The sequence below is a fragment of the Haladaptatus cibarius D43 genome, assembly GCF_000710615.1.
Lineage (GTDB): Archaea > Halobacteriota > Halobacteria > Halobacteriales > Haladaptataceae > Haladaptatus > Haladaptatus cibarius.
Genome location: NZ_JDTH01000002.1, coordinates 611,423 through 634,825, shown reverse-complemented (window position 1 = coordinate 634,825; position 23,403 = coordinate 611,423). Strand labels below are relative to the sequence as shown.

The window sequence follows — 23,403 nt, the reverse complement described above, 5'->3', positions numbered from 1 at the left end:
GTGATAATTCCACTGAAACATTTATGTCCTCTCGCTCGAACGACACACCAACTATCGTATGGTTTCGAAGGGGTTCTTCCGGGGGTCACAGGAATTAGTCGAACGAAGCGATGGCCGACACCGATTTTTCCACTATCGGGGCGAACGCTGTCTCAGCGCACTCGTGATGACAGGTCGCGGCGTCGCCAGACTCCAATCGCCCGCTACCGAATCAAAAATCGAGTATCTCGACGTGCTGAGTGAACTCAACGACCACTACTTCGAAGCGCGAGCGTTCGAGAGCAACGTGAAGGGGAAGTTCTATCGTTACGACGACGAGACGGAACGACGGTTCCGCTCGTCGGTCACCGAGGAACTGTCCCGGTCGGTCGAACTGCTTCACCGACTGCTGGCGGTTCACCGCGAACTTCTCGAAGCGAACACCGACACTGGCCAGTGCGACCTCGTCAATTCCACTGAAACCGCCAACAGAGAACTGGTTGCGACGGTTTCGAAATACACGGGACACGCGGTTCGTGGCGGTTGGTATCCTATCATCCAATCCTACGACCATTCACTCAACCCCGGCGAACGAATCGCGGAAGGGAACCGACGACGACGGCAACGACTGTTCGGCCAACAGGATATTCCGGGCGTTACGCAACTGCTCGACACGCCGCTGTTCGAACAGATAACCGACGACGACGTCGTTCGTCTCCGGGAATTAGACCGCTTTGCGCCCACGGAAGGGCGGCGAATCGTTACTCGACTGAAAAACCGCCAGCCGTGGCTGCTGTCCGATTGACAATCTACTGAAAACGTCGTAAATCCCGACTCAGAGCGACAGCCAGTCCGTCGTCACGTCCTGTCGCACCAACTGCCATCTGTGTACCGGCTCGCCACCGGCCATGCTAACCTCGACGATGGCGTCGAAAACCGGCGCGAGCGTGTTTACGGTGGCCGAATCCATCTTGGTCGGAAGATGGATATGAATCATGCCGTTGACGTTTCGTACGCGGGCGGCCAAAATGTGCAAGAATCGAAACACCGATTCGTCGCTGTGCTCTCCCAAGAGCGGGACGAGCGAATCGAAACACACGCGCAGTTCACCCGACTGCAAGCCGTCACTTTTCCGTTCGAACTCGTCGATGGCCTCGGAAATCGTGATTCCGAGGCGAGCGAGACTTCCGCTCGTGACGACGGTCGTTTCCGATTCCTCGTCGTGGCTGTGTCCGATGCCGTGGTTACTGCCGTCGTAACCGGTGCTCGACACCGCCGCAGTGCTCCGCGTGTGCGTCGTTCGTTCGATGATTTTCACGTTTTCATCGTTCGAACCGACGCCCACTTCCTCGCATTTTTGTTGTTCGTGGCAAGTCGCCCCATCGGTTTTGACGAATAGTCGGTATCGCGGCTCTGTTTTGGATTCCCCGAGAAACCGCTCGCAGGCGCGCCCCATTGCTGGCTGTGGCCCAACGAGGAGCAACCCGCTTCCACGGCGCTTGAGTCCCGCCAGTGTCCGGGTAAAGACTGCCGCTGTCTCCGACGAGTGGGCACTGTTTTCGCCACGATTCTGCATTGTTTCACATATATCATTTACTGTATTATAAGTTTTCGGGTACCCGCGTCAGAACTATCGGCAAACACGGCAGTGTCTGTAGCTATTTTCACTACGAAATGCGTAGACGAAGGCGATGTCCGACGACCTATTCAGTAGTATCTCGTTTCGGGAGAGTACGGCGCGAAATCGTGTGATGGTGTCCCCGATGTGTCAGTATTCCTGCACAGAGGACGGGCTGGCGACGGATTGGCATCGCGTTCATCTCGGCAGTCGCGCAACCGGCGGCGCGGGAATCGTCATGACGGAGGCGACAGCCGTCGAACCTCGCGGTCGTATCTCGCCCAACGACCTCGGCATCTGGAGCGAGGAACACGCAGATGCGCTCACACCCGTCACGCGCTTCATCCGCGAACAGGGGTCGGTTCCGGCGATTCAGCTCGCGCACGCGGGAAGAAAAGCGAGCAAATCCCGACCGTGGGAGGGAAACACTCCACTACAATCCGACGAAGGCGGCTGGGAAACGGTCGCGCCAAGCGCCGATACGTGGCCCTACGAGTCCGACCCACCAGAAATTCGCGAGATGACGAAGGACGACATTGGAACCGTCGTGGACGCCTTCGCAACCGCGGCACAGCATTCCCTCGATGCCGGATTCGAAATCGCGGAAGTCCACGCCGCCCACGGCTATCTGCTCCACGAATTTCTCTCACCGGCCGCGAACCACCGCGAGGACGAGTACGGCGGAAGTTTCGAAAATCGAACGCGCATCGTCCGCGAGGTGACCGAAACCGTTCGTGAAATCTGGCCGGACGACAAACCCGTGTTCGTCCGCATTTCTGCAACAGACTGGCTTCCGAATCAGGATTCGTGGACAATTGAGGATTCGGTTCGACTCGCAGACCGACTGTCCGACGTGGCCGACTTCATCGATGTGAGTGCAGGCGGTCTACACCCCGAACAACAGATTCCGAGCACCGGCCCGAACTATCAGGTTCCTTACGCCGAGCGAATCCGCGAACAGACCGAAATTCCGGTCGGTGCAGTCGGCGGAATAACCGAACCGACACAGGCCGATGCCCTCATTCGGAACGAACGCGCTGACCTCGCTATCGTCGGACGTGAACACCTCCGCGACCCGTACTTTACGCTTCACGCTGCTGAAGAACTGGGGGCGGAAGACCGAATCGAGTGGCCACAGCAGTACCGGCGGGCAGTGTAGTCCCTTCGGCCTACAGCGACTCACCTTTCGCCGCTTCCACCGACGAACCAGATTCGCTTCCCGTCGTCGGTGATTCGACGGCACTCCACTCATCGGAGGATTCCGTCTGTGCTGACGTTACCAAACTCGCAATTCCAACGGAGGCGACTGCGGTTGCCCCTCCAACTCGAAGAAACTGGCGTCGTGTCTTTTTCGGCATTTGGTCACGCACCGTTTCAATATCTCTAGTATTAATATAAGTTATTCTTTGACCTTACAAAAATAATCTAATTTTACGCTAGTTTCTAATTTCCATTCCGAATACAAAGTACGGATTTCAAACTGTATTTTCTGAATGAAAGTTCGCACAATCTGCCCCGATGATTCTCATTCGTCTCGGTTTCGCTCGTTTTCCGGAAGTGCATCGTCGCGGGCGTTGTACTGCTCGCCGAAAGTTTCGGTCACTTCCGCCTCCTCGTCCCACGCGATGTAGTAGTCGGAGAGTACACCTGCGACTGTTTCGCCCAATTCGTCCAATTCCTCGTTGATTTCGGACACCTGTGACCACGAGTCGAGCGATGGATGCAGTTCCTCCCAGTCGCCTTCGATTTCCGGTGATTCGTACTGCACTTCCTCTGACTCCTCGTCCCAAAAGAAATCGAGGTCGGAAAGTAAATCGAGGTCGAGAAGTATGCGATAGGACTCCTCGGAAAGCGGTGTTTCCGCCGCCCACTCGCTGAACCCCTCTTCCCATGCGTTTTCCTCGCCGTCGAGGTACTCTTGCAAGTCGCCCCGTCTCTCCCCGTCGGGTTCGTACTGGTCTTCGCGCTCTCCGTCGATGGTCGGCGCGCTAGGTGTGCTCACGTCCAGACTCATAGCTAGATGGATGCCGTTCAGAGCGATAAACTCTCACTACACCCGCCGGAACGCAGCTTCTGTTTTGCGAGCAGTTACCTCGTCACTGTTCGAACCGCCGACGAACAGCGTTTTCTCTGGATGTTCGCCGCGTCCCCGAAGTATCGATTTGATTTCTTCTGCGGTTTCCTGCCAATCCACGGCGAGCCAAACTAACGTCCCACAGAAGTCGGACACGACGGCGTCGTATGATCTATCCATCTTTGTAACCATGGAAATCCTGTCTGAATGCTCTCGCCATCCAATGGGTGGAAAATACATCGTTCGACCAGTTTCCATCGTTTGAATGCTCCGCGAATTACCATGCCAATTGCTATCCCGAAGCAGACCGATACCGAAACTATGGGGGACGAACGAATTCCAATTACGGTCGTTACCGGCTGTCTCGGGGCGGGAAAAACGACGCTCATCAACCACGTGCTCGACGACCCCGGCGACCGCAGTGTTGCTGTCGTCGTCAACGACGTTGGGGAAGTGAACGTCGATACCGAATTGATACAAGGCGCGACCGACGACATCGTAGACCTCTCGAACGGCTGTCTCTGCTGTCAGCTTCAGGATGACCTTCGGTCAACGCTCGCGCTGTTGCGCGACAGCCGTGAGTTCGACTGCCTCCTCATCGAAGCGTCAGGCGTGAGCGAACCGATTCCGCTCGCTCGGACGCTCCTCGGGATGGACGACGAGGAAGTAGACCCAACAGACGAGTATCGCTTGGATACGATGGTTTCAGTCGTCGATAGCGTCGGCTTCTCGAAGGCATTCGATACGGAAACCGGTCAGTTACGCGATGCAGGCGGAGGTAGCCAGCGCCCATTGACCGACGTGCTGGTCGAAACCGTCGAGTTTTGCGATTTGCTCCTGTTGAACAAATGTGACGTGCTGCCCGATGATTCGCTGGACGAGGTCGAAGCGCTTATCAGGGAACTCCAGCCGAATGCGGAACTGATTCGGACGATAGATGGCGCCGTCCCGCCCGAAACGATTCTCGAAACCGGCCGATTCGATTTCGAGGAGGCGCGGCGCTCGCCGGGTTGGAAACACGCGCTGGCGAGCGCCGGAAGCACCGACCACAATACCGAGCACGACCACGGGGAACATTCCCATCGAGAACACGGTTCGAAAACCGAATTTGTCGCCGACCGAATCGAAACCGTCGTCTACGAGCGCGAGCGCCCGTTTCATCCGAACCGATTGAATGCATGGTTGGACGATTGGGACGGCAATATCGCCCGGACGAAAGGCGTCTGTTGGATAGCCGGGTGGGACGACGACGCGATGGGATTGAATCAGGCCGGGCCGTCGGTTCGATGCGGTTCACTCGGGGAGTGGAACCCAAGCGAGCGAACGACGCGACTCGTTCTCATCGGTACCGACATCGACGAAGACAGCGTTACAGCCGAACTCGACGGATGTCTCATCGACGCAAACGAAGAGGGGACTTCGTGGAATCCAGAGCGGGGACCGTTTCCGCGGCGCTGACTACGCGAGTTGGTCGCGGAGGTCGTCCCACGATTCGTGGAAACCGTACTCGTCGTCGCCACGGGAACCGACTGCGCGCTGATACACGTCGTCGTAGGTGAGGAGTTTCGTCCAACCGTCTTCGCGCGCGGTACAGTATTGGCACATAGTAGTACGGAATGTCGTGAACGGGAATAATTCTTTGTGAGGCCTTCTTGAGGTCGTACTCCCGTGAGAAAATCTTGATGAGTGTGTCGTGTTCTCGGGTGGAACCGAATTTGGCAGTGCCGAACCAGTTCCGTCGTTTCGCGGTTCGAACCGATATTTTTCGCTCATCTTCGTTAGCGGGTATCCCTGCTATTTCATATAGCGAAATAAAATATATGCGGGCGATACGAACCTATTTCTCATTTCATAACTATCACCAACTATGCCCGAATACCGCTCGATTCCCGCAAAACGCAAGCGGGAGTACGAGGAGTTTTTGCATTACGCCTTCCGTCCGGAAGACGGCCCGAAGTCGGACGAGGATGACGACAAACCGGAACTCGGTGACCGTCGGGGACTCTTTGACGGCGACGACCTTCTCTGTGTCTGCAAACACTACTGGTTCACTACGCACATTCGTGGCGAGTGGCACGAAATGGCCGGACTGTCTACCGTCGCCTCGCCGCCCGAAAGCCGTCGCGGGGGATTGGTACAGCAGATGCTCGCGGATTCGCTCGCCGAGTATCGTGAGAACGAGGTGTACTTTTCCGCCCTCTGGCCGTTCTCTTACGAATTTTATCGAAAGTACGGCTGGGGGACGGTGAACAAGTACACGAAGTACGAGACGACGCCCGACGCTCTCGCGCTGGGTACCGAACCGGCGGGCGAGTTTCGCCGACTCGATGCCGACGAGTGGGAACTGCTCCAATCAGTGTTCGACACACACAGCCAGAAGTACGCGCTTTTTACCGACCGAACGGAAGAGTGGTGGCGACACCGCGTTTTCGAAGGCTGGAAGAAAGACCCCTACGTGTATGCGTGGATGCAGAACGGCGAACAGCCGGAAGACGCTCGCGGCTACGTCGTCTACACCATTGAAGAGAACGATGACGGCGACGGAAAGCGACTCAAAATCTGGGAGATGGCCCACGCAGACGACGAAGCCTACCGCCACCTGCTTCGATTCGTTCAGTATCACGATTCGCAAGTCGAAACCGTCGAACTGTCCTACGAACCAGAAAACACGGGCCTTCTCGACATGGTGGACGACCCCCGAGCTGTGGACTGCGAGATTGGTACCGGCCCGATGTTCCGACTCGTGGACGTTCCCCGCGCCCTCGAAAGCATCCCCTATCCCAACGAAATTTCTGAAACCCTCGTCCTTCGCGTCACCGACCCGCTGGCGGAGTGGAACGACGGCACGTTCGAACTCGACACCGACGACATCGTCCTTTGCGACCGAACCGACGACGACCCGGACGTGACGCTCGACGTGAACACGCTTTCACAGCTGGTCGCAGGCTACTACTCCGTCGAGGACGCCGAACGATTCGGCACCTGTTCAGTCGAATCGGACGACGCCCGTCCCCGTCTCGACTCATTGTTTCCGAAACGGGACGTGTTCCTTCGGGAAGGATTCTGACGGCCACTGTTAGCCAACTACCATTTCGATTAACCACCACTGTTGACCAACCAATATTTTTGTTCTGCGGTGCGAACGTCCGGTTATGCCAGATGACCCGGACGACCTCGAAGACCGAATCGAGGAGTTGGAGACGATGCTGCGCGATTTGCAGACCGAACTCCAACGCCCTCCTCGCGGCCCACTCGGACTCCCGCGTCCGCCGACGCCCCGCGAGATGCTCTCGTTCACCAGCGAATACGCCCTCCCGACGCTCATCACCATGTTGGAGTCGAACATCCGCGCGCTCAAGGCGCTCCAGCAAATCATCCGCCTCGTTGACCCCGAATACGATTCGACCAGCGAAGCGCGCTCCGAACTGAGTTCCCGGGCCGGGCGTGCAAGTCAGGCCACCTTAGACCGCCTTCAATCCACGCTCGAAGATGTCGAAGGTGCGCTCACCGAGGGCGGATTGCCGCAGGAGCCGGGCGCGCGCCGAATCCTCGAAGACGCCCGCCGACTCAGCGACGACATCAAAGGAGAGATTTCTGCCGGAAGAGAGCAGGCCAATAGCAGTCGTGAAACGACAAAGGCGGACGAGGCGGACGAAGAACGCGAAGACGGCGAGGACATCGAAGTGGAGGAGGAAAAACCGCAGGTCGATGTCGATGCCGAACTGCGCTCGATTCGGGACGAACTGGGTGCTCGTGGCAACGGTGATTCCGAGGTAGATTTGGATGAGGGCGATGGTTCCGAGGACGACTCGGAGGATGACTCCGAAGGTGGCGCGAGTGCTGGCGATTCGGACGATTCTGAGAAGTAGATTCTCTTTGATTGCCTGTTCGTTTCTCGTGCTGTATCTTTTACAATGCTAGTCGTGGCTGACTCCACTGAAACTACTACGGCAAATTCATCACTCATCGAGAAATTTTTCCGACCAAGTCGATTGCAAATCACGACAACACACAACTGCAACCGCACCGCGACAGCCACACGCCTCCCCAACCGACTCATGCACTCACTTCGTTCGCGCACTCGTCCCTCGCACGAATAATCAGCAAGCCCTCGGACGACGAGTCCTCGGGCTTGCGAACACGCGCGCCATGAGGTTTGTGTCCGTTCGAATCCCTCGAATTGGCCACATGGCGCGCGCTGGAACCGGCCTGAGGACTTCACGTCCGAAGGTCTGTGCTGACAGCGTGTAAGGGATGACTGAGCGACTGAAAGGAGCGAAGGAATCGGCTGGGGGAGGCGTGTGGGCGGGTGCGGTGGCGGTATGATTGGAGTCGGAAACAGCTAGCTACACCGAATTAAACTAGAGATCAGAAACCGCTAATCAGACAAAAACTTACTCCCGCTGATTCACTTCAGAGGCTCGAATTGATAGCCGTCCCAGTCCTGACTCTCTCTTTCCCGAATTCCCGCATCCAGGTTACGCAGTTCCTCGGCATACACTGCCCGGACTTCGTCGCCAATCTCTACCTCGTCACCACTTGTCACTTGCCCGATTGTCCGCACCGGCTCGCCATCGACATCGAACTCCACGATTGCGAGGTGATTAGGCTGCCGAACCCCCGGCGGTGTCGCGGTGCTGGTCGTCCACGTCACGACCTCGGCGGTTCTGTCGGTCAAATCGACAGTCCCGTTCTGCGGTTCCGCACACTCCGGACAGCGCGGGTGGCCCGGAATCGTAAGGTGGCCGTTCGGACAGCGATGTGCTTCGAGCGGCACGGTTATCGCGCCTCCATAATCGTCGTCGTGACACAATTTCCAAACCCGCCGACGTTGCAGGCCAGCGCGACTTCCGCATCGACCTGTCGCTTTCCGGCCTCGCCGAGCAGTTGTTGGTGCAGTTCGTAGGCCTGTGCGACCCCGCTCGCGCCGAGCGGGTGGCCCTTCGATTTCAGGCCGCCGGAGGTGTTGATGGGGAGTTCTCCCTCGCGGTCGGTGACGCCCTCCTCGACGGCTTTCCAGCCTTCGCCTTGGTCGAAGAAGCCGACCGCCTCGCTCTGGAGAAATTCGAGGATGGTGAACATGTCGTGGAGTTCCGCCACGTCCACGTCGTCCGGGTCGCGTTCGGCCATCTGATAGGCGAGTTCACTGCTTTCGTAGGCCGCGCCCATCACGGTGGGGTCGGCGCGCTGATGCACGACGTGGGTGTCGGTTGCGCCCGCGATGCCCGAAATTACGGTGTAGTCGTCGGTGTACTCCTTCGCCTTCGATTCGGGACAGAACAGGAGCGCCGCGCTCCCGTCCGTAATCGGGCAGAAGTCGTACAGTCGCAGCGGGTCGGCCACGATTGGCGAGTCCATCACCGTCTCCAAATCGACTTCCTTGCGGAACTGGGCATGAGGGTTGTCCACCCCATTTTTGTGATTCTTCACGGCTACTTTCGCCAAACTCTCGCGCGGCGCGTCGTACTCGTGGAGGTACCTGCGGGCGGTCAATCCCGCAAAACTCGGGAGCGTGACGCCGTGTTTGTACTCTACGGGGTGGGTCAGCGAGGCGATTACGTCCGTCGCCTCGGCAGTCGTTTTGTGGGTCATCTTCTCACCGCCGACGAGCAGGGTCATGTTGCTCGCCCCCGACGCGACGGATTGCCACGACGAATAAATTCCTGCTCCGCCGCTCGCGCTCGTTTGGTCTACTCGCTGGGTGTACGCCGGAAGCGCGCCCAAATCGTGTGCCAATGCGTTCGGAATCCCCGTCTGGCCCTCGAACTCGCCGCTCGCCATGTTCGAGACGTAGAGGTGTTCTATATCCAGCGGCGAGACAGAAGCGTCGTCGAGGCAGGCCTGCCCGGCCTCTGCGAGCAGGTCGCGTATCCACCCGTCGCGGTTGCCGAACTCCGTCATCGACGCGCCGATGACTGCGACTCGGTTCATGGCACAGACGACGCGCGGGTGGGTTTAGAATCTTGAGATTCCCGAAGGAGAAGGCATCTGTCACAATTCATGTTTGTGTCAGCTATGCGCCGAAGAGCTTTCGTCACTGCTACCGCCACAGCACCGATTGCTGGTTCCGGTTGCCTTGTGATTCTCGATTCGCCCGAAGCGAGGTTCGGCCATTTCAGCCTCATCAACGACGACCGAAAATTACGGGAGTTTCACATCACGTTCGAACGGGACGGAACCCGTATCCACGAACTCACCCGCCGCGTGCCGAGCGATGACATCGAAGGATTTCGCGTCAATCACGAAGAGTGGGCGAGCAAACTGTCTCGATACACCCTCTCCATAGCAGTGGCCGACGACCGAAATGATGTGACGTACACGGAGGACGGATGTCACGACCTGATACTCAACTACAGACCCGGTCGTATCGGCATCTACTCGCACAACCACGGCGAGGAATGTGAGATGTAGTGTTTGTCAGATTTCTCGAGATATTGTGAGACAGAGCCAAGGTACTGGATATCATAGTTTCGATTGCCGTGGCAAAAGACGACTTCAATTCCATCACGGGACTACCGGAAGAACTCGGCATCGACGAGGATTTGGGGCGAACCGAACAACGCCTCACGATTCGAATCGAAAAACGACGCTACGACAAGCCGGTGACTATCGTGGAAGGGTTCGATACCGATTCGGTTGACCTGAAAGAACTCGCGTCGGAACTCAAGCGAAAGATGGCGACCGGCGGAACGATACAGGACGAAGCAATCGAACTGCAAGGCAATCACCGCGAGCGAGTGGAGGAGGTTCTGCGGGAGAAGGGGTACGCAGTCGAGTAGGTAACCGATGAACCGCCGAATCGAAGCTATCCGAACTTCGCCTGCTCCTTGTCGCGGAGTTCGATACGCCTGATTTTTCCGCTGGAGGTTTTCGGCAGTTCGTCCACGAACTCGATTCTGCGCGGATATTTGTACGGTGCAGTCTCCTCTTTCATGTACTCCTGTAGTTCCTCCACGAGTTCGTCGCTTCCTTCATAGCCATCCGCGAGAATAACGTAGGCCTTGACGACGTTTCCGCGCTCCGTGTGGGGACTGCCGACCGCGGCGGCCTCCGCAACCGCCGAATGGCCGATGAGCGCGTCTTCGACCTCGAACGGGCCGATTCGGTAGCCCGACGAGATGATGATGTCGTCCGCCCGGCCTTCGAAGAAGAAGTAGCCGTCCTCGTCTTCGCTCGCCAAGTCTCCGGTTCGGTAGTACGCACCCGAGAACGTCTTTTTGTCCAGATTCGGCTTCTCGAAGTAGCTGTCGAAAATCGCGGGGCTATCTACGGGAACCGCGATTTCACCGATTTCGCCGGGTTCGACTTCCTCGTCGTCTACGGTGTCGATGATGGTCGTTCCGAGTCCGGGCGTCGGTTTGCCCATGCTTCCCGGTTTCACGTCGATGCCGGGGTAGTTCGTCACCAGCGCGACGGTTTCGGTCTGGCCGTAGCCATCCCGCGGCGTCACGCCGAACGCCTTGTCGAATGCTTGAATCGGTTCGCGGTTCAGCGGTTCGCCCGCCGAAACCACTTCAGTCAGCGAGAGGTCGTACTCTGCCATGTCGTCTTCCTGCGTGAACATTCGATACTGTGTCGGCACCGCACAGAGCCGGGTGACGCCCTCTTCTTCCATTAACGAGAGGAACGTTTCGGAGTCGAAATCGCCCCGATAAATCAACTGCGACGCGCCAGTGGTCAGCGCGACGCCGACCGGACTCCAGAACCATTTCGCCCATCCGGTGCCCGTCGTCGCCCACAGAAGCTCGTCCTCGAAATCCGTTCCCTGTTCGACGCCCCACCAGTACCGTCCGTTGACGCGCTCGAAACAGTGCATCCAGCGATGGCGATGAAGCACTGGTTTCGGCTGGCCAGTCGTCCCGCTGGTATAGTTGATCGACATCGGCGATTGCGCGCCGATGTCCGGCCCGTCGTGCTCGGTCGATTCGCCATCGACCACGGCAGCGAAGGATTCCCAGTTGCCCGTCCGCGACCCGTCCAATACGACCATCGTGTCGAGTGGCGTCTCGTCCAGAATCGGTTCGACCATCTCCGTCAACTCGTCGTGGCAAACGATGGTCGTCGCCTCGCAGTCGTTCGCGCGGAACTGGAGGTCTTTGGGCTTCAGCATGGCCGAACACGGCACCAAAATCGCGCCGCGTTTCAACGCCCCAAGCTGAATCGCAAACACGTCGGGGTGGCGCGGGAGAAGGTGCATCACCCGGTCGCCTTCGCCCACGCCGAGCGATTCGAGGGCGTTGGCGAACCGGTTCATATCGTCCCGCAAGTCGCTATAAGTTCGCGTTTCCTCACCTCCCTCGTCGTCGCGGAATTTGATTGCGAGTCGGTGGCCGAACTCCTTGGCGTGCGACTCGATGACTGCCGGGAGATTGTACGTTTCCGGAATATCCCACTCGAACTCTGCACGTTCGCGCTGGTAGTCGATTTGCATTCATCGAAAAATGGATGGACGGTTATTTGGTTTTGTCGTCTGCTATCATGGTGCGGAGAGGAAATGGGGTTCAGTGCTTTCTAAAACCCGAACGTTATTGGTCACTGTAGTACCCAACTGACTACTGTCGTATATCGGATAGTTCGACGGATGTCGTTACGGGCGCGTTCAGTTTCACGGGGAGATACATCGCAGACCGCCTATTGGATGTGGTGACTCTCACTAATCATCCTAATCGGCGTACTTCGTTCTCCGAACGGATTCGAACCGAACCCTACGCGTTCGACGATTTCGACGCCCTCACCGAAAATTTGACCGGAGTCGACACCCTGTACAACACCTACTGGATTCGGGTTCCACGATGGAATCACGTTCGCGAACGCCATCGACAACAGTCGAACGCTCATCGAGGCGGCAGAGGCCGCAGGTGTCCGCCGCCTCGTTCATTTCAGCGTATCGAATCCATCTCGTTCTGCCCTACCATACTATCGTGGGAAGGCCAAAGTCGAAGAAATCGTCAGGGCCTCCGACCTTTCGACGGCGATTCTCCGCCCGACGCTGATTTTCGGGGTAGAAGATATTCTACTGAACAACATCGCATGGTTCATGCGACGGTTTCCGGTGTTCGGCGTCTTCGGAAACGGCGACTATCGAGTGCAACCAATTTATGCAAGCGACGTTACCGACATCGCAATCGAACACGGCCAGCGAAACGAAGACGTCACTATCGACGTTGCTGGCCCGGATGTGTACTCCTTCGAAGAATTACTCCGTGAATTTGCCGAACTGCTCGACGTTCGCTGTCGGATTCTTCACCTTCCACCCACATTCGCATACGCTGGAGTGAAATTGCTCGAACTGGTCGTCGATGACACGATTCTAACGTGGGACGAAGCGACGGTTCTCATGGACGGCTATTTGGCGACAGATACGCCACCACGAGGAACGACGAAATTCAACGACTGGGTGCGCGAAAATGCGGAATTGCTCGGAAGCGACTACGTTTCGTTTCGAGAACGCCACGGTCAGTGAGAAAAACGACTTCTCGAAGACGAGTTCGACACCGCTTCGGTCACCAGTATCTATTTGCTTTTCTCCGTCGTACGTCCCTCGATGTCCGGAAAGAAACTCCTGATGATTGTCGGCGATTTCGGCGAAGATTACGAAATCATGGTACCGTTCCAAGCACTGCAAGCGGTCGGCCACGAAGTCGATGCAGTGTGCCCCGACAAGGACGGCGGCGACACGGTGAAAACCGCAGTTCACGACTTCCGAGGTGACCAGACGTATTTAGAAACGCGAGGGCACGACTTCGCACTTACAACTGCGTTCGATGACGTAGACCCCGCCGACTACGACGGACTCGTCGTCCCCGGTGGTCGCGCACCTGAATACCTCAGAAGTTACGACGAGGTTATAGAGGTCGTCCAGCACTTCGACGACGAGAACAAGCCCATCGCCGCAATCTGCCACGCCGCCCAGATTCTCGCCGCGGCGGACGTTATCGAAGGCAGAACCTGTTCAGCCTACTCCGCACTAAAAACCGACGTCGAAGACGCCGGTGGTGAGTATTACGACGGTGTGACGACCGACGGAAATCTGGTTACTGGCCGCGATTGGGGCGACCACGTCGAGTGGATTTCCCAATTCCTCGACGTGCTGGGAACGAATATTGAACACGAAGAAGTAGTCACTGCCGACGACTGAGTTCGGTCGCTTTTTCCAACTCCTACTGAATCGCCGAAAAATGAATCGGTTCGGGTGGTTTTGGTAGTCGATTCAGGCGGACGAATTGTTTCCGCCACCGCCGTTTCCTTGCGTCGTGGTCGTGGTGTTGCCGCCACCGCCGCCACCACCCGTCTGGAGGGTGGTGCTCAGCAGATTGAGTTCACTGCTGAAGATGGTGGCGTCTCCCGAAAACTGCCCTTGGTCATCCGCGCTGAGGTTTGCATTCTGCGAGAACATGACCGTGGTAATCGCGGCACCTCCATTGCCGAGGTTGTAGCGGATGACCCATCCGCTGTAGTCGTCGGGCTGGCTGATTTCGGGCACGTTGCCACCGCCCGGTAGTTGGAGCAACTGGATAACCGTCGTCTGTTCTAGCGTGTTCTCGACGCGGAACTGGACGCCCGGGTGGTACGCATAGGTGTAAACCAACGCTTCGTTTTCTTGTGCGGCACTGGTTCCGGCGCTTCCAAGGCCCAGCGCGAGTGCGCCCGTCGCGAGCGCCCCTTTTTTCATGAACGACCGCCGTTCTGTCGATTCGACGTTTTTCGTGTCGTGGTTTTTGTTCTCGGACATCTCTCCCTCGCACACCTGTAGGTCGGACGCTCTGATAAAGCACACAGAACTTTCAAATTTGTAGAGTTATCCTACCGACCCAAAATCGACGGTAATCTTTGTAACTAGGGTGGTAACGACCATTACGCCGCTGTTTTCCCGGATCTCTCGGATTCTGTCGAACGAACTGTTCGCTCCAATTCAGTATAGCGATATAGAATTTATGAGGTGCGTTTCGGACAGCCGTTTCAGTGCGTCTTGGGATACAATGTCGTCTCTCCCGATGAAATTCATGAAAAACACGCCATTCCGTCCTCGTTAGTTTGAAACTCCCCTGCAAATTCCTATTTTTTCTACCCACTCCGCTAGCAGGCATCTGCCCCGTTTTTGCCAATCACATCTACTGCTCGAATTCGATCCACTCGCCCCGACTTTCAACCACTCCACGATGCGGAAATGAATTCAGCAGCACGGACTGATTTATTTCACATTGTTTTTTGCTTCCACATCACAGATGGCACAGCTAAACGGGATGAAAACCGGTATCGAGTGTTTTCACCACAAAGACGTCTCGATAACGTGAAATCCGGTTTATGACAGCGTGTAGATGTTTGCCTCGTACACCTCCCGCACGCGGTCGCCCCAGTTGTGCGTGTAAGTGTCGATGATGTCACTCGCCACGTCGCCGCGGAGATATTTGACGATACCGCGGTCGCCGGTTCGGTCGCGGAGATGCGTCGTGAAAAAATGCCGGAAGTAGTGGGGTGTGACGTTCTCTTCCGCACCGCCGCCGGTTCGATACCATCCGCGTTCGCGGGCGTGGCGCTCCACGATGTTCCGAATCATTTTCGGCGTGAGTCGCGTTCCCCAGTCGCCGCTCGTACTGACGAACAGCGGCTCGGCAGGTGATTGGGCGTCCGGTCGAATTGCAAGCCATCGAACCAACACTCGTCGGAGTTCACCGTCCACCGGAACGATGGTTTCGCGTTTTCGTTTGTTCGAGGCGGTTCGTTCCTCGCCGTTGATGACCTGGCCCCTGACCGCATCCGAGGCGACGAAAATCGAGTCGGGGCGGCCGTCGAGTTGCGGGCGTTCGCCGAGCGAGTAGGCGGCACGCGCGTCTTCGTCGGCGAGGTTAACGTCCCGGAGGTCGAGGTTGCTCACCTCGCCGACACGCATCCCGGTTTTCAACAGAGTGAAGAAAACAGCACGTTCCAGTGGATGTGTCACCGCCGAAACAAACTTTTGCATGCCCATCACCGAAATTTCGCGCCGCATTGGGTCTTTGTCGATTGACTCGTGCATCTCTTCGACCACGAGCGCCATCGGATTCGATTCGAACGCGCCGACTTGGGTCATGTAGCCGTAAAACCGGTGCAGATAGGAGGCGTAGGTGGCGATGGTACTTTCGGCGTGGTCACCGCGGAGAGTGTGAATCCACGCCATGCAGTCGCGCTGTGTCGCCGCTTCGGGCGCGACACTCCGCCCCGAGGGATTCTCGTCGCGGTCGGTGAGAAACGTCTCGAAACGCCGTAGAACGCGCTTGTAGGCGTTTCGGGTTCGTTCGCTTTTCCCGTGGTAAAGCAAATCTTGCAAAAAATATCCAACTGGGTCGTCGGGATTCGGCGTGTCCGGGCTACGGGCGGCCATCGGTACCTCCGACGAGTGTATATCCTCCGTGGCGTCCGCTGTACTGCACTCGGTTCGAAGCCTGTAGTTCGTTCAGCACGTCTTCGAGTCTGTCTTCGAAATCTCCGGCGAGTCGTTCGACCAGTTCGTCCCACGACAAATTTTCCTCTGCCGCGAGGGTTTCGAGCAGGCGTGTTTTCAACTCGTCTCCCCCGGGGTTCGACCCCTCCTCAGGGGCCTGCACGGGGTTCATATCGAAACCGCGTCTTCCGGCCTGCACCATGGCTCTGACGAACTCACTTTGGCTCATGTCGAGTTCGTCGGCATGCGACTGCCATTCTTCTTTCTGATATTTGGGAATGTACGTTTTTACTACAGTTCTCTCCGTCTCCTTGGCCATGATTGCATCTCACAGCCGCGGTATTTCAATCTGTCCCACGTAGAGTGATAAGGGACTTTATCCTCTATTCTAGTACTTTACTTGAGTGGCAAAATACTACTTATCGTCGTAAGTAGTACTGTAGTTGTCCCTACTTTGGGCCTATTCTGGACGATATTATTCCCGGAAGAAATCGGAAAGAGACTGCATATTTACATACTATACCGCCACTCCCGTTTATCCAGAATTTTCGACACAGTAACTCTGATAATTTTCTCTCCTTCCTTCGGGTTCGAGTTCTGATCGAAGGGACAAACTGAGTTTGGAAGCGGTTTTATTCCACATCTTGTGATGGTTCATAAATCTGCACCTGATTCACCGACTGCAGCGAAACGTTGATGCGTTGTCTCTATTTTTCACACAACCCTCAGTTGTTCACCCAACGATCGTCTCGGAAGAACTCGTCTCAAATCAACCACACTTACAGACGTACTCTGCGGTGATTTCATCGTCGATAACAACAGCGCCGTTTGTGAGTACGTCGATAGCTGAAACGTTCGAATTGTGCTTTTCGTCCCTCGTTGGAGTTCGTGATGTGCAAAATCGCACCAATAATCTCGAATCAACGCATCAAAATCACTCGTTTTGATCTCATCGCTGTCGCGCTACCAATTTATATATTGTATTTCGCTATATCGTTCTCCTCCGGGTCGGTTTACACAGATTCTGCGAAAACTCCGTGTGGGATTGAGGTAGTCTACGGAGAAGACAGAGTAAATCGTTGATTATTTGCCGAGTTGATGTAAGTTTGGAGAAGAAGACAGTGAAGCCTCCACAGTGTGTAAACTTCTTCAGTAGCACACCTGACTGAAGTGTATTTCAGGAAACATATTTCACGGGTTTGAACCACTGTCTGACTATGCTATCTGACGAATACGATGCAGTCGTTTACGATCTCGATGGAACGCTAGTTCAACTCATGGTCGATTGGAAATCCACAGCAGAGACTATCTCACCGATTATTACGGAGCATGGCGGTGAAGCAGAAGCCGACGACGCGCTTGATTTGCTGCCTGTCGCCAGCATATGGGATTTCTCCCTAGCACGCGAACCGGTGTCTGATGGGGTATCGAGTTCCGCTGAACACATCGGTAGAGTCGCAGATGACGACCGTATTTGGGCTTCTATTTCCCAAAAATTCTGTCGTTCTACAGTCGTTTAATAAACCCATAACGCGAGGGTTCTATTTATGATTATTTTACAAAAATTAATATGTATTACCGTAATATCCGGCATCTTTTTGGCCTAATAGGCGCGAATATACAGTGTAGGTCCGGTCCGGACGACGCTTCCTTCTCGGGATGCGAATGAACTTCTGACCGAACAGCTTGCTGTTTCTCGCTCGATACGGGCGACCGGGTTGTCCGGCGCGCTCGGCTGTTACGACGTGGATGCAGGCAAAAAGTACGACTACTCCGCGCCGATGGAGAAGACGAGCACGTGGGAGGCCATCGCGGTCAAGGGAAAGCGCGGAAGCGAAGTCCTCCGGATTGCGAACGGTTCCGGCGAAGTGCTCCCGGTCACGACGGACGACGACGGCTGTCCGAAGTGGGGCGAAGTCGTCAAACCCGGAAGTGGTTCGACGATACCCGCGCTCGATTTCGGCGAGAAACGCGCCTTCGCCGTGGACACCAGCGGAAACGCCTTCGAGGAACGGAAGAAAGGCTGGAAGGACATCGGCGTGAAAAACGCGCAGGTGAACTTCTTCGACGTTCACGCCGGAGACGGAAGCCTTCTCATCGCGGGTGGCGGCGGACGAATCTACCGCTACGACCGCGCTTGTGAAAATTGGACGCCGATAGACGCCGGAGAGGGCGCGCTCCACGCAATCGCTGGCGACGACTCGAAACTCGTCGTCGCTGGCGCGAGCGGGCACGTCTACGAGCGCGTTTTCGGCGACGGGCGGCGACGGTCGAACACACCCGCGGAGGCGGACTTGCAAGCCGTGACAGTCGGCGACGTTGACGTCGCTGTGGGCGCTGGCGGAACTATCATCGAACGATGACTGACAACCAATCCCGTGAACTCTACTGGTACGTGCTGGCGGCGTATCTGTTCGCAATCGGCTTCGGTGCTGCCGTCTTCGTCGCAATCGTCGGCCTGACGAACCGGGTGACGCTTATCGGACTCGGCGCGCTGGTCATCCTCGTCGTATTGGGACTTGCGAGTTTCACGACGTTCCCAGCACTGTACAAGGATACACAGTATTTGCAGGAGTCGAGCGAATGGAATCCTCGCTGGTGGCTGTACGCTGGGGGCGGCGCGGCAACGCCCATTCTCGGCTACTTCAGCGGCGGGATTCTATTCGGCCCGCGTATCAACCTCTTTCTGTCGATGCTGTCGTGGCTCGGAAGCGTCGCCACGATGTGCGTGTTCTATCTCTATCGGCGACATCGCGCCGCCGGCGTCCCCTGACGATAGTTTATTTCCCTAATATATCTACAGGAATTTAGTGTCTGGCGGTTCAACTGAGCGCATGGAACGTCACGAGTTCCATGTCGGAGGGGTGTGTCGTAATGGGGTCACACGCATTCTCGAAATTGAGTGGCAAAATCACGGTACGAATGCGGTTTCAGCCGACTTCGAAAACGTCGGCGCTCGTGATTGTGGCTGATTTTTGTCGTCGCCGTTACCGTCGGTTCTGTGATAAACATCCGGGCTTCTGGCCGTCGTGAGTCAGACAAAATCGAAGCGATTCACACGGAGAACAATTACGATGTCCAAAGCAGACCATTCCAACACCGAAGTATCGCATTCCAGTACTGAAGCCTCACACCACTCCCGACCGGCGTGGAACCCCGGCAACGGCGACGAGTCGAGACTCATCGCCTGTCAGAACGAAAACTGCGGCAACAAACATCTCGACCCGAAGTTCGCCCGCATCTTCGGCGGCGAAGATGGCACCGTCTTCGCCTGCCCGGAGTGTACCTCGTGGGCGTCCCTCCGGCAGGGTGCCGCCGCGAACCCAACGTTTATACCGCGGGTTCGATTCGACGGCCGCGGACTCCACCGATGAACTACTCGGACGAATTTCGACGACTACGCGCGCGACTGCGATTCGATTTCAATTTGGAGGAACATAGATGAATACGAATACAGACGGGTTGTATCGCCTCACGAACAAACTGTTCGACGCCAGCATCGACCGCACGACTGCGGTCGTCGTCGGGATGATTGGGTTGGACGCCCTCTGGTGGCTCTTTCTCTACACCGGGAACGTCCCGATGCCGGGGATGATGTGGCTGATGAAACAGGGCGTCCCGATGGCCGCGCCGGGTGCGATGGAACTCGGCGTGTTCCACGTCGGTACGCTCGGCGCAATCGTCGGCTACGTCGTCATGTGGGGCGTAATGATGTGGGCGATGATGTATCCGCCGATGGCGAGATTCACGCGGGATTACGCAGACGTGCTTCGCGGGTCGAACGTCTCGGTCGCCGCAACTGTCGGGACGTTTCTCGCCGGATACAACGCCGTCTGGGCGCTTTCCGCGGTCGTCCCGCTGACCTTCCACGCTGTGCTTCCGGGCGGTATTCACGGATTCACGCAGGCACACATCCATATCGTCATCGGTGGCGTCCTCGCGCTGACGGGTCTCTACCAGCTCTCGACGCTCAAACAGTCCCGCCTTCGAACCTGCTGTGCGCGCGTCGAACCGCAGAAGGCGAACATCTCGGACGGCCTGAAAAAAGGAGTCGAACACGGCGTGAGTTGCATCCTCGTCTGTCTCGGCCCCTTCTTCCTGTTGATGCCCTTCTTCGGCGAGATGAACTACTTCTGGATGGTGGCGCTCACAACGGTCGTCACGGTCGAACGACTCCCTTCAACGTGGGGCAAGGAGTTCTCCATTGCAACCGGCGTCGTCTCCCTCGTTGCTGGCCTCCTCGTCCTCCTGTTCCAGCCATCCTTGCCACTCTCGTTCGTGATGTAACTGCGACTCTCGCCCGCCTTTCGACGCTCTACTCCAAATTCTCCCGAATCGACGTTGCCACCGAACCCATCGCCTCGTCCGCGGTCGAAACCGAATCCGTGAGCGAGAGAAAGCCGTGCGCCATCTCGGCGTAGTGATGGTGTCGAACCGGCACGTCCTCCTCGGCGAGTCGGTCGGCGTAGGCGATTCCCTCGTCCCGAAGCGGGTCGTAGCCGCAGGTGACGACGGTTGCGGGCGGAAGTCCCGACAGGTCGTCCGTGCGAAGCGGCGACGCGAAGGGGTTCGCTCCATCGACCGGACTGCGGAGGTAGCGGTTCCAGAACCACGCCATGTCCGCCCGCGTCAACAGCGGGCCGTCCGCGTTTTCGGCGTAGGAATCGGTGCCGAAATCGTGGTTCGTGATGGGATACAGAAGACACTGATGCGAAATCCTCGGGCCGTCGAACTCGTGGGCGCGGAGCGCGGTAACCGCCGCGAGGTTTCCGCCTGCGCTCGTGCCCGCAACGCCGATTTTCGTCGGGTCGCCGCCGAACGAATCCGCGTGTTCTTCGACCCATTCGAGCGCCGCGTATGCGTCGTCCACGCCCGCCGGAAATGGATGCTCCGGCGCGAGCCGGTAATCGACCGAGACGACGACGCACTCCGACCGTTTCGCCAACTCTCGGCAGACGCCGTCGATTGAGTCGAGCGTTCCCAGCACCCAGCCGCCGCCGTGGTAGAAGACGACGACGGGAACGTCCGCTACGTCGGGCCGATAGACGCGAATCGGGATGTCACCCTCCGGGCCGGGAATCGAGAGGTCGCGGACGAAATGGATTTCTTCCCGTTCGTTCGGAGTGAACACGTCGTCTTCGATTCTGCGGGCGCTCTCGACAGACATCGCGTGCCACGGTGGAACGCCCATCGCCTCGATTCGCTCGACTGCGGCGGCCATTTCGTCGTCCATATTCGTTTCTTGGGAGCGGCTGTGTTATACTTTCAGCAAGCGGTAGGAGAGTTCGTCGGTATCGACAAGGAGAAATCGGTGCTGACAAGCGGACAATCAAGTGTTATCGCCCGAAACGACACGTATGGATACCGGCGAAGCAGACGCCAGACGACGGGACGAAAACGACTCTCTGTCCCATCTGCGCGACCGATTTCACGTTCCGGATGGCGAACTGTACATGGACGGCAACTCTCTCGGTGCGTTTTCCAAGGACGCGGAGGAAGCGTTGTCGAACGCCGTGGACGAATGGCGCGAACAGGGAATCCGCGGGTGGACGGATGCAGACCCCGACTGGTTCCACTACGGCGAGCGTCTTGGCGACCGACTCGCGCCGCTCGTCGGTGCGCGGGAGTCGGAAGTCGTCGTCAGCAACTCCACGACCGTCAACATCCACGCGCTGTTTTCGACGTTTTACGACGGTGGCGAGGTCATCGTCAACGAACTCGACTTCCCGACCGACCATTACGCGATTCGGTCACAGATGCAGAGCCGGGGCGTTGACCCCGAGGAGAACCTCGTCGTGGTGGAAAGCCGAGATGGCAGAACTATCGGGGAAGAAGACGTTATCGACGCCCTTTCCGACGAGACGGCAATTCTGTTCATGCCGTCGGTTCTCTACCGGAGCGGCCAACTGCTCGACATCGAACGTCTCACGGAAGCGGCCCACGAACACGGCGCGTTGGCGGGATTCGACCTCGCGCACTCTGTCGGAGCGGTGCCGCACGAACTGTCGAACTGGAACGTGGATTTCGCCGTCTGGTGCAGTTACAAATATCTGAACGCCGGGCCGGGGGCGATTGCTGGCCTGTACGTCAACGAGCGCCATTTCGGCGAAACGTCCGGATTGGCTGGCTGGTGGGGTCACGACAAGGACACCCAGTTCGAAATGAACGCGACGTTCACACCCGCCGAAAATGCAGGTGCGTGGCAAATCGGGACGATTCCCGTGTTCAGCGCGGCCCCGCTGTTCGGGTCGCTCGAACCATTCTCCGAAATCGGTATCGAGGCAGTTCGAGCGAAATCGCTCGAACTGACCGACTACCTAATCGAGTTGATTGACGACATTCCGGAGTGCGAAGTCGGGACGCCGCGCGACCCGGTACGACGAGGTGGCCACGTCGCGGTCGAACACGAGGAAGCGTATCGAATCAACGAGGCGCTCAAAGCCCGCGGTGTCGTCGTGGATTTCCGACCGCCGAACGTGGTTCGCGTGTGTCCGGCACCCCTCTACGTCGGATTCCACGACGTGTGGCAGGTCGGAGAGCACCTTCGGGAGGTCGTCGAGACGAACGAGTACGAATCGTTCGACACTCGCGGTGGAGGTGTGACGTAGCCACAGCACGTATCACGGATGCAGGCCTTTGAGTCCATATGAGTACCATCGCGGAAATGGAGCTCCCAGCACAGGAGTTCGCACTGAGGAAGACGTTGGAGAACGTACCGGACGCCGAGTTCGACATCGTTCGCGTTGCGGCCCACGACAACGACCGCGTGCTTCCGTATCTCTGGGCGACTGCGGACGACTTCGAGACATTGGACGAGGCCCTTTGTGACGACCCGAGCGTGGACGAGGTGACCCTGCTAGAAGACCTCGGCGACGAGCGACTGTACCGAATGAACTGGGTCGAACAGATTCGCGTCGTCATCCACCTCCTCGTCGAAGAGGAGGCGACGGTGCTGAACCTCCGCGGCAAGGAAAATCGGTGGCGACTTCGCACCCTGTTCCCAAACCGGGACGCTCTCTCGGCGACCTACGAATTTTGCGAAGAAACGGGCCTGACCCTCGACCTGCGGAATATCTACGAAATGAGCGACCAGCGCCACGGGCTGTTCGGCCTGACGGAAGAACAGCACGAAACGCTGATGATGGCGCTCGAATCGGGATACTACGACGTGCCGCGGGATGCGACCGCAGATGACCTCGCCGGTGACCTCCACATCTCGCATCAGGCGGTTTCGGAACGTCTTCGCCGTGGACATCGAAGTCTCGTGAAAAACGCACTCGCGGTCGGTCCCGGTGACGGGCGGAACTGACG

General features: G+C 57.3%; 28 protein-coding genes. 16 read left to right on the top strand and 12 right to left on the bottom strand.

The features are described 5' to 3' along the window. Positions 1-58 precede the first annotated feature (58 nt). Positions 59-784 carry a hypothetical protein gene (locus HL45_RS08635; protein ID WP_049970714.1) on the top strand — a complete coding sequence of 242 codons (726 nt, stop codon included), beginning with the start codon at positions 59-61 and terminating at the stop codon, positions 782-784. Between the two features lie 30 nt (positions 785-814). On the opposite strand, the gene HL45_RS08630 is transcribed toward HL45_RS08635, so the two are convergent. Next, positions 815-1,555, bottom strand: coding sequence for a DUF7504 family protein (locus HL45_RS08630; protein ID WP_049970713.1), 741 nt, complete (start codon positions 1,553-1,555; stop codon positions 815-817). Between the two features lie 115 nt (positions 1,556-1,670). Here HL45_RS08630 and HL45_RS08625 point away from each other — a divergent pair, with 115 nt between their 5' ends. Next, positions 1,671-2,756, top strand: a complete 1,086-nt coding sequence (locus HL45_RS08625; RefSeq protein WP_049970712.1) for an NADH:flavin oxidoreductase/NADH oxidase — start codon at positions 1,671-1,673, stop codon at positions 2,754-2,756. Positions 2,757-2,766: 10 nt separating this feature from the next. Here the strand turns inward: HL45_RS08625 and HL45_RS08620 are convergent, their stop codons facing one another. From HL45_RS08620 to HL45_RS20340, 3 genes are all read right to left on the bottom strand, one after another. Continuing rightward, entirely contained in the window at positions 2,767-2,955 is a 189-nt protein-coding gene (locus HL45_RS08620; protein ID WP_049970711.1) for a hypothetical protein, read from the bottom strand. A 167-nt stretch (positions 2,956-3,122) separates the two neighbouring features. Next, the gene (locus HL45_RS08615) at positions 3,123-3,611 is read right to left on the bottom strand and encodes a hypothetical protein (protein ID WP_049970710.1); all 489 of its coding nucleotides are present in this window, start codon (positions 3,609-3,611) and stop codon (positions 3,123-3,125) included. A 36-nt stretch (positions 3,612-3,647) separates the two neighbouring features. Beyond that, positions 3,648-3,851 (bottom strand): hypothetical protein, encoded by a 204-nt coding sequence (locus tag HL45_RS20340; protein ID WP_049970709.1) that lies wholly within the window; start codon positions 3,849-3,851, stop codon positions 3,648-3,650. A 141-nt stretch (positions 3,852-3,992) separates the two neighbouring features. Between HL45_RS20340 and HL45_RS08605 the strand changes: the two genes are divergently transcribed. Beyond that, entirely contained in the window at positions 3,993-5,129 is a 1,137-nt protein-coding gene (locus tag HL45_RS08605) for a CobW family GTP-binding protein (RefSeq protein WP_049971965.1), read from the top strand. On the opposite strand, the gene HL45_RS21205 is transcribed toward HL45_RS08605, so the two are convergent. Further along, positions 5,130-5,276 (bottom strand): hypothetical protein, encoded by a 147-nt coding sequence (locus HL45_RS21205; RefSeq protein WP_162833867.1) that lies wholly within the window; start codon positions 5,274-5,276, stop codon positions 5,130-5,132. Positions 5,277-5,538: 262 nt separating this feature from the next. Here HL45_RS21205 and HL45_RS08600 point away from each other — a divergent pair, with 262 nt between their 5' ends. Continuing rightward, complete coding sequence (locus tag HL45_RS08600; protein WP_049970708.1) at positions 5,539-6,738, top strand: GNAT family N-acetyltransferase; 1,200 nt, start codon at positions 5,539-5,541, stop codon at positions 6,736-6,738. A gap of 85 nt (positions 6,739-6,823) precedes the next feature. Further along, a complete protein-coding gene (locus HL45_RS08595; RefSeq protein ID WP_049970707.1) occupies positions 6,824-7,540 on the top strand; it encodes a DUF7547 family protein in 717 nt (238 codons plus the stop codon). Between the two features lie 539 nt (positions 7,541-8,079). On the opposite strand, the gene HL45_RS08590 is transcribed toward HL45_RS08595, so the two are convergent. Both HL45_RS08590 and HL45_RS08585 read right to left on the bottom strand, forming a co-directional pair. Then, entirely contained in the window at positions 8,080-8,448 is a 369-nt protein-coding gene (locus tag HL45_RS08590) for a Zn-ribbon domain-containing OB-fold protein (RefSeq protein ID WP_211250841.1), read from the bottom strand. A gap of 2 nt (positions 8,449-8,450) precedes the next feature. Then, positions 8,451-9,602 carry a thiolase family protein gene (locus tag HL45_RS08585; protein WP_049970706.1) on the bottom strand — a complete coding sequence of 384 codons (1,152 nt, stop codon included), beginning with the start codon at positions 9,600-9,602 and terminating at the stop codon, positions 8,451-8,453. An 84-nt stretch (positions 9,603-9,686) separates the two neighbouring features. Here HL45_RS08585 and HL45_RS08580 point away from each other — a divergent pair, with 84 nt between their 5' ends. Together HL45_RS08580 and yciH are read left to right on the top strand one after the other, a co-directional pair. After that, positions 9,687-10,082: a hypothetical protein gene (locus HL45_RS08580; protein ID WP_144240039.1), complete on the top strand. Its 396-nt coding sequence runs from the start codon at positions 9,687-9,689 to the stop codon at positions 10,080-10,082. A 62-nt stretch (positions 10,083-10,144) separates the two neighbouring features. Next, complete coding sequence (gene yciH / locus HL45_RS08575) at positions 10,145-10,450, top strand: stress response translation initiation inhibitor YciH (protein ID WP_049970704.1); 306 nt, start codon at positions 10,145-10,147, stop codon at positions 10,448-10,450. Positions 10,451-10,476: 26 nt separating this feature from the next. On the opposite strand, the gene HL45_RS08570 is transcribed toward yciH, so the two are convergent. Continuing rightward, positions 10,477-12,102, bottom strand: a complete 1,626-nt coding sequence (locus tag HL45_RS08570) for an acyl-CoA synthetase (RefSeq protein WP_049970703.1) — start codon at positions 12,100-12,102, stop codon at positions 10,477-10,479. A 606-nt stretch (positions 12,103-12,708) separates the two neighbouring features. Here HL45_RS08570 and HL45_RS21595 point away from each other — a divergent pair. Together HL45_RS21595 and HL45_RS08555 are read left to right on the top strand one after the other, a co-directional pair. Then, positions 12,709-13,134, top strand: a complete 426-nt coding sequence (locus HL45_RS21595; protein ID WP_049970701.1) for a Rossmann-fold NAD(P)-binding domain-containing protein — start codon at positions 12,709-12,711, stop codon at positions 13,132-13,134. Positions 13,135-13,215: 81 nt separating this feature from the next. Then, on the top strand, positions 13,216-13,809 hold the full coding sequence (locus tag HL45_RS08555; RefSeq protein WP_049970700.1) for a DJ-1/PfpI family protein: 594 nt from the start codon (positions 13,216-13,218) through the stop codon (positions 13,807-13,809). Between the two features lie 72 nt (positions 13,810-13,881). Here the strand turns inward: HL45_RS08555 and HL45_RS08550 are convergent, their stop codons facing one another. The 3 genes from HL45_RS08550 to HL45_RS08540 form a co-directional block, all read right to left on the bottom strand. After that, complete coding sequence (locus HL45_RS08550) at positions 13,882-14,403, bottom strand: twin-arginine translocation signal domain-containing protein (RefSeq protein WP_049970699.1); 522 nt, start codon at positions 14,401-14,403, stop codon at positions 13,882-13,884. A gap of 570 nt (positions 14,404-14,973) precedes the next feature. Beyond that, positions 14,974-16,032 carry a tyrosine-type recombinase/integrase gene (locus tag HL45_RS08545; RefSeq protein WP_049970698.1) on the bottom strand — a complete coding sequence of 353 codons (1,059 nt, stop codon included), beginning with the start codon at positions 16,030-16,032 and terminating at the stop codon, positions 14,974-14,976. Next, positions 16,019-16,411 (bottom strand): DUF5805 domain-containing protein, encoded by a 393-nt coding sequence (locus HL45_RS08540; protein WP_049970697.1) that lies wholly within the window; start codon positions 16,409-16,411, stop codon positions 16,019-16,021. The genes HL45_RS08545 and HL45_RS08540 overlap by 14 nt, the downstream gene beginning before the upstream one ends. 898 nt (positions 16,412-17,309) lie before the next feature. Between HL45_RS08540 and HL45_RS21400 the strand changes: the two genes are divergently transcribed. The 5 genes from HL45_RS21400 (at position 17,310) to HL45_RS08515 (ending at position 20,379) form a co-directional block, all read left to right on the top strand. Beyond that, positions 17,310-17,612 (top strand): hypothetical protein, encoded by a 303-nt coding sequence (locus tag HL45_RS21400; protein WP_049970696.1) that lies wholly within the window; start codon positions 17,310-17,312, stop codon positions 17,610-17,612. Between the two features lie 198 nt (positions 17,613-17,810). After that, positions 17,811-18,455, top strand: a complete 645-nt coding sequence (locus HL45_RS08530; protein ID WP_049970695.1) for a beta propeller repeat protein — start codon at positions 17,811-17,813, stop codon at positions 18,453-18,455. After that, positions 18,452-18,865 (top strand): hypothetical protein, encoded by a 414-nt coding sequence (locus HL45_RS08525; protein WP_049970694.1) that lies wholly within the window; start codon positions 18,452-18,454, stop codon positions 18,863-18,865. Before HL45_RS08530 ends, HL45_RS08525 begins: the two co-directional genes overlap by 4 nt. A gap of 301 nt (positions 18,866-19,166) precedes the next feature. After that, entirely contained in the window at positions 19,167-19,466 is a 300-nt protein-coding gene (locus HL45_RS08520; protein ID WP_049970693.1) for a DUF7563 family protein, read from the top strand. Between the two features lie 67 nt (positions 19,467-19,533). Then, a complete protein-coding gene (locus HL45_RS08515; protein ID WP_049970692.1) occupies positions 19,534-20,379 on the top strand; it encodes a DUF2182 domain-containing protein in 846 nt (281 codons plus the stop codon). 28 nt (positions 20,380-20,407) lie between these two features. Here HL45_RS08515 and HL45_RS08510 read toward each other — a convergent pair whose 3' ends face one another. Then, positions 20,408-21,325 (bottom strand): alpha/beta hydrolase, encoded by a 918-nt coding sequence (locus HL45_RS08510; protein WP_049970691.1) that lies wholly within the window; start codon positions 21,323-21,325, stop codon positions 20,408-20,410. 124 nt (positions 21,326-21,449) lie between these two features. Here HL45_RS08510 and kynU point away from each other — a divergent pair, with 124 nt between their 5' ends. Together kynU and HL45_RS08500 are read left to right on the top strand one after the other, a co-directional pair. Then, complete coding sequence (kynU, locus tag HL45_RS08505; RefSeq protein WP_049970690.1) at positions 21,450-22,700, top strand: kynureninase; 1,251 nt, start codon at positions 21,450-21,452, stop codon at positions 22,698-22,700. 38 nt (positions 22,701-22,738) lie between these two features. After that, the gene (locus tag HL45_RS08500) at positions 22,739-23,401 is read left to right on the top strand and encodes a helix-turn-helix domain-containing protein (RefSeq protein ID WP_049970689.1); all 663 of its coding nucleotides are present in this window, start codon (positions 22,739-22,741) and stop codon (positions 23,399-23,401) included. The last annotated feature ends 2 nt before the right edge of the window (positions 23,402-23,403 follow it).

Bases quoted from the DNA above. Each gene is read 5' to 3' on its own strand.
- HL45_RS08600 (WP_049970708.1), top strand. From the start codon at position 5,539: ATGCCCGAATACCGCTCGATTCCCGCAAAACGCAAGCGGGAGTACGAG.
- HL45_RS08545 (WP_049970698.1), bottom strand. From the start codon at position 16,032: ATGGCCGCCCGTAGCCCGGACACGCCGAATCCCGACGACCCAGTTGGA.
- HL45_RS08540 (WP_049970697.1), bottom strand. From the start codon at position 16,411: ATGGCCAAGGAGACGGAGAGAACTGTAGTAAAAACGTACATTCCCAAA.
- HL45_RS20340 (WP_049970709.1), bottom strand. From the start codon at position 3,851: ATGGATAGATCATACGACGCCGTCGTGTCCGACTTCTGTGGGACGTTA.
- HL45_RS08635 (WP_049970714.1), top strand. From the start codon at position 59: ATGGTTTCGAAGGGGTTCTTCCGGGGGTCACAGGAATTAGTCGAACGA.
- HL45_RS08570 (WP_049970703.1), bottom strand. From the start codon at position 12,102: ATGCAAATCGACTACCAGCGCGAACGTGCAGAGTTCGAGTGGGATATT.
- HL45_RS08625 (WP_049970712.1), top strand. From the start codon at position 1,671: ATGTCCGACGACCTATTCAGTAGTATCTCGTTTCGGGAGAGTACGGCG.
- HL45_RS08525 (WP_049970694.1), top strand. From the start codon at position 18,452: ATGACTGACAACCAATCCCGTGAACTCTACTGGTACGTGCTGGCGGCG.
- HL45_RS08620 (WP_049970711.1), bottom strand. From the start codon at position 2,955: ATGCCGAAAAAGACACGACGCCAGTTTCTTCGAGTTGGAGGGGCAACC.
- HL45_RS08510 (WP_049970691.1), bottom strand. From the start codon at position 21,325: ATGGACGACGAAATGGCCGCCGCAGTCGAGCGAATCGAGGCGATGGGC.
- HL45_RS08555 (WP_049970700.1), top strand. From the start codon at position 13,216: ATGTCCGGAAAGAAACTCCTGATGATTGTCGGCGATTTCGGCGAAGAT.
- HL45_RS08520 (WP_049970693.1), top strand. From the start codon at position 19,167: ATGTCCAAAGCAGACCATTCCAACACCGAAGTATCGCATTCCAGTACT.
- HL45_RS08515 (WP_049970692.1), top strand. From the start codon at position 19,534: ATGAATACGAATACAGACGGGTTGTATCGCCTCACGAACAAACTGTTC.
- HL45_RS08595 (WP_049970707.1), top strand. From the start codon at position 6,824: ATGCCAGATGACCCGGACGACCTCGAAGACCGAATCGAGGAGTTGGAG.
- HL45_RS21400 (WP_049970696.1), top strand. From the start codon at position 17,310: ATGCTATCTGACGAATACGATGCAGTCGTTTACGATCTCGATGGAACG.
- HL45_RS08580 (WP_144240039.1), top strand. From the start codon at position 9,687: ATGCGCCGAAGAGCTTTCGTCACTGCTACCGCCACAGCACCGATTGCT.
- HL45_RS08605 (WP_049971965.1), top strand. From the start codon at position 3,993: ATGGGGGACGAACGAATTCCAATTACGGTCGTTACCGGCTGTCTCGGG.
- HL45_RS08630 (WP_049970713.1), bottom strand. From the start codon at position 1,555: ATGCAGAATCGTGGCGAAAACAGTGCCCACTCGTCGGAGACAGCGGCA.
- HL45_RS21595 (WP_049970701.1), top strand. From the start codon at position 12,709: ATGCGACGGTTTCCGGTGTTCGGCGTCTTCGGAAACGGCGACTATCGA.
- HL45_RS08615 (WP_049970710.1), bottom strand. From the start codon at position 3,611: ATGAGTCTGGACGTGAGCACACCTAGCGCGCCGACCATCGACGGAGAG.
- HL45_RS08585 (WP_049970706.1), bottom strand. From the start codon at position 9,602: ATGAACCGAGTCGCAGTCATCGGCGCGTCGATGACGGAGTTCGGCAAC.
- HL45_RS08550 (WP_049970699.1), bottom strand. From the start codon at position 14,403: ATGTCCGAGAACAAAAACCACGACACGAAAAACGTCGAATCGACAGAA.
- HL45_RS21205 (WP_162833867.1), bottom strand. From the start codon at position 5,276: ATGTGCCAATACTGTACCGCGCGCGAAGACGGTTGGACGAAACTCCTC.
- HL45_RS08500 (WP_049970689.1), top strand. From the start codon at position 22,739: ATGAGTACCATCGCGGAAATGGAGCTCCCAGCACAGGAGTTCGCACTG.
- kynU (WP_049970690.1), top strand. From the start codon at position 21,450: ATGGATACCGGCGAAGCAGACGCCAGACGACGGGACGAAAACGACTCT.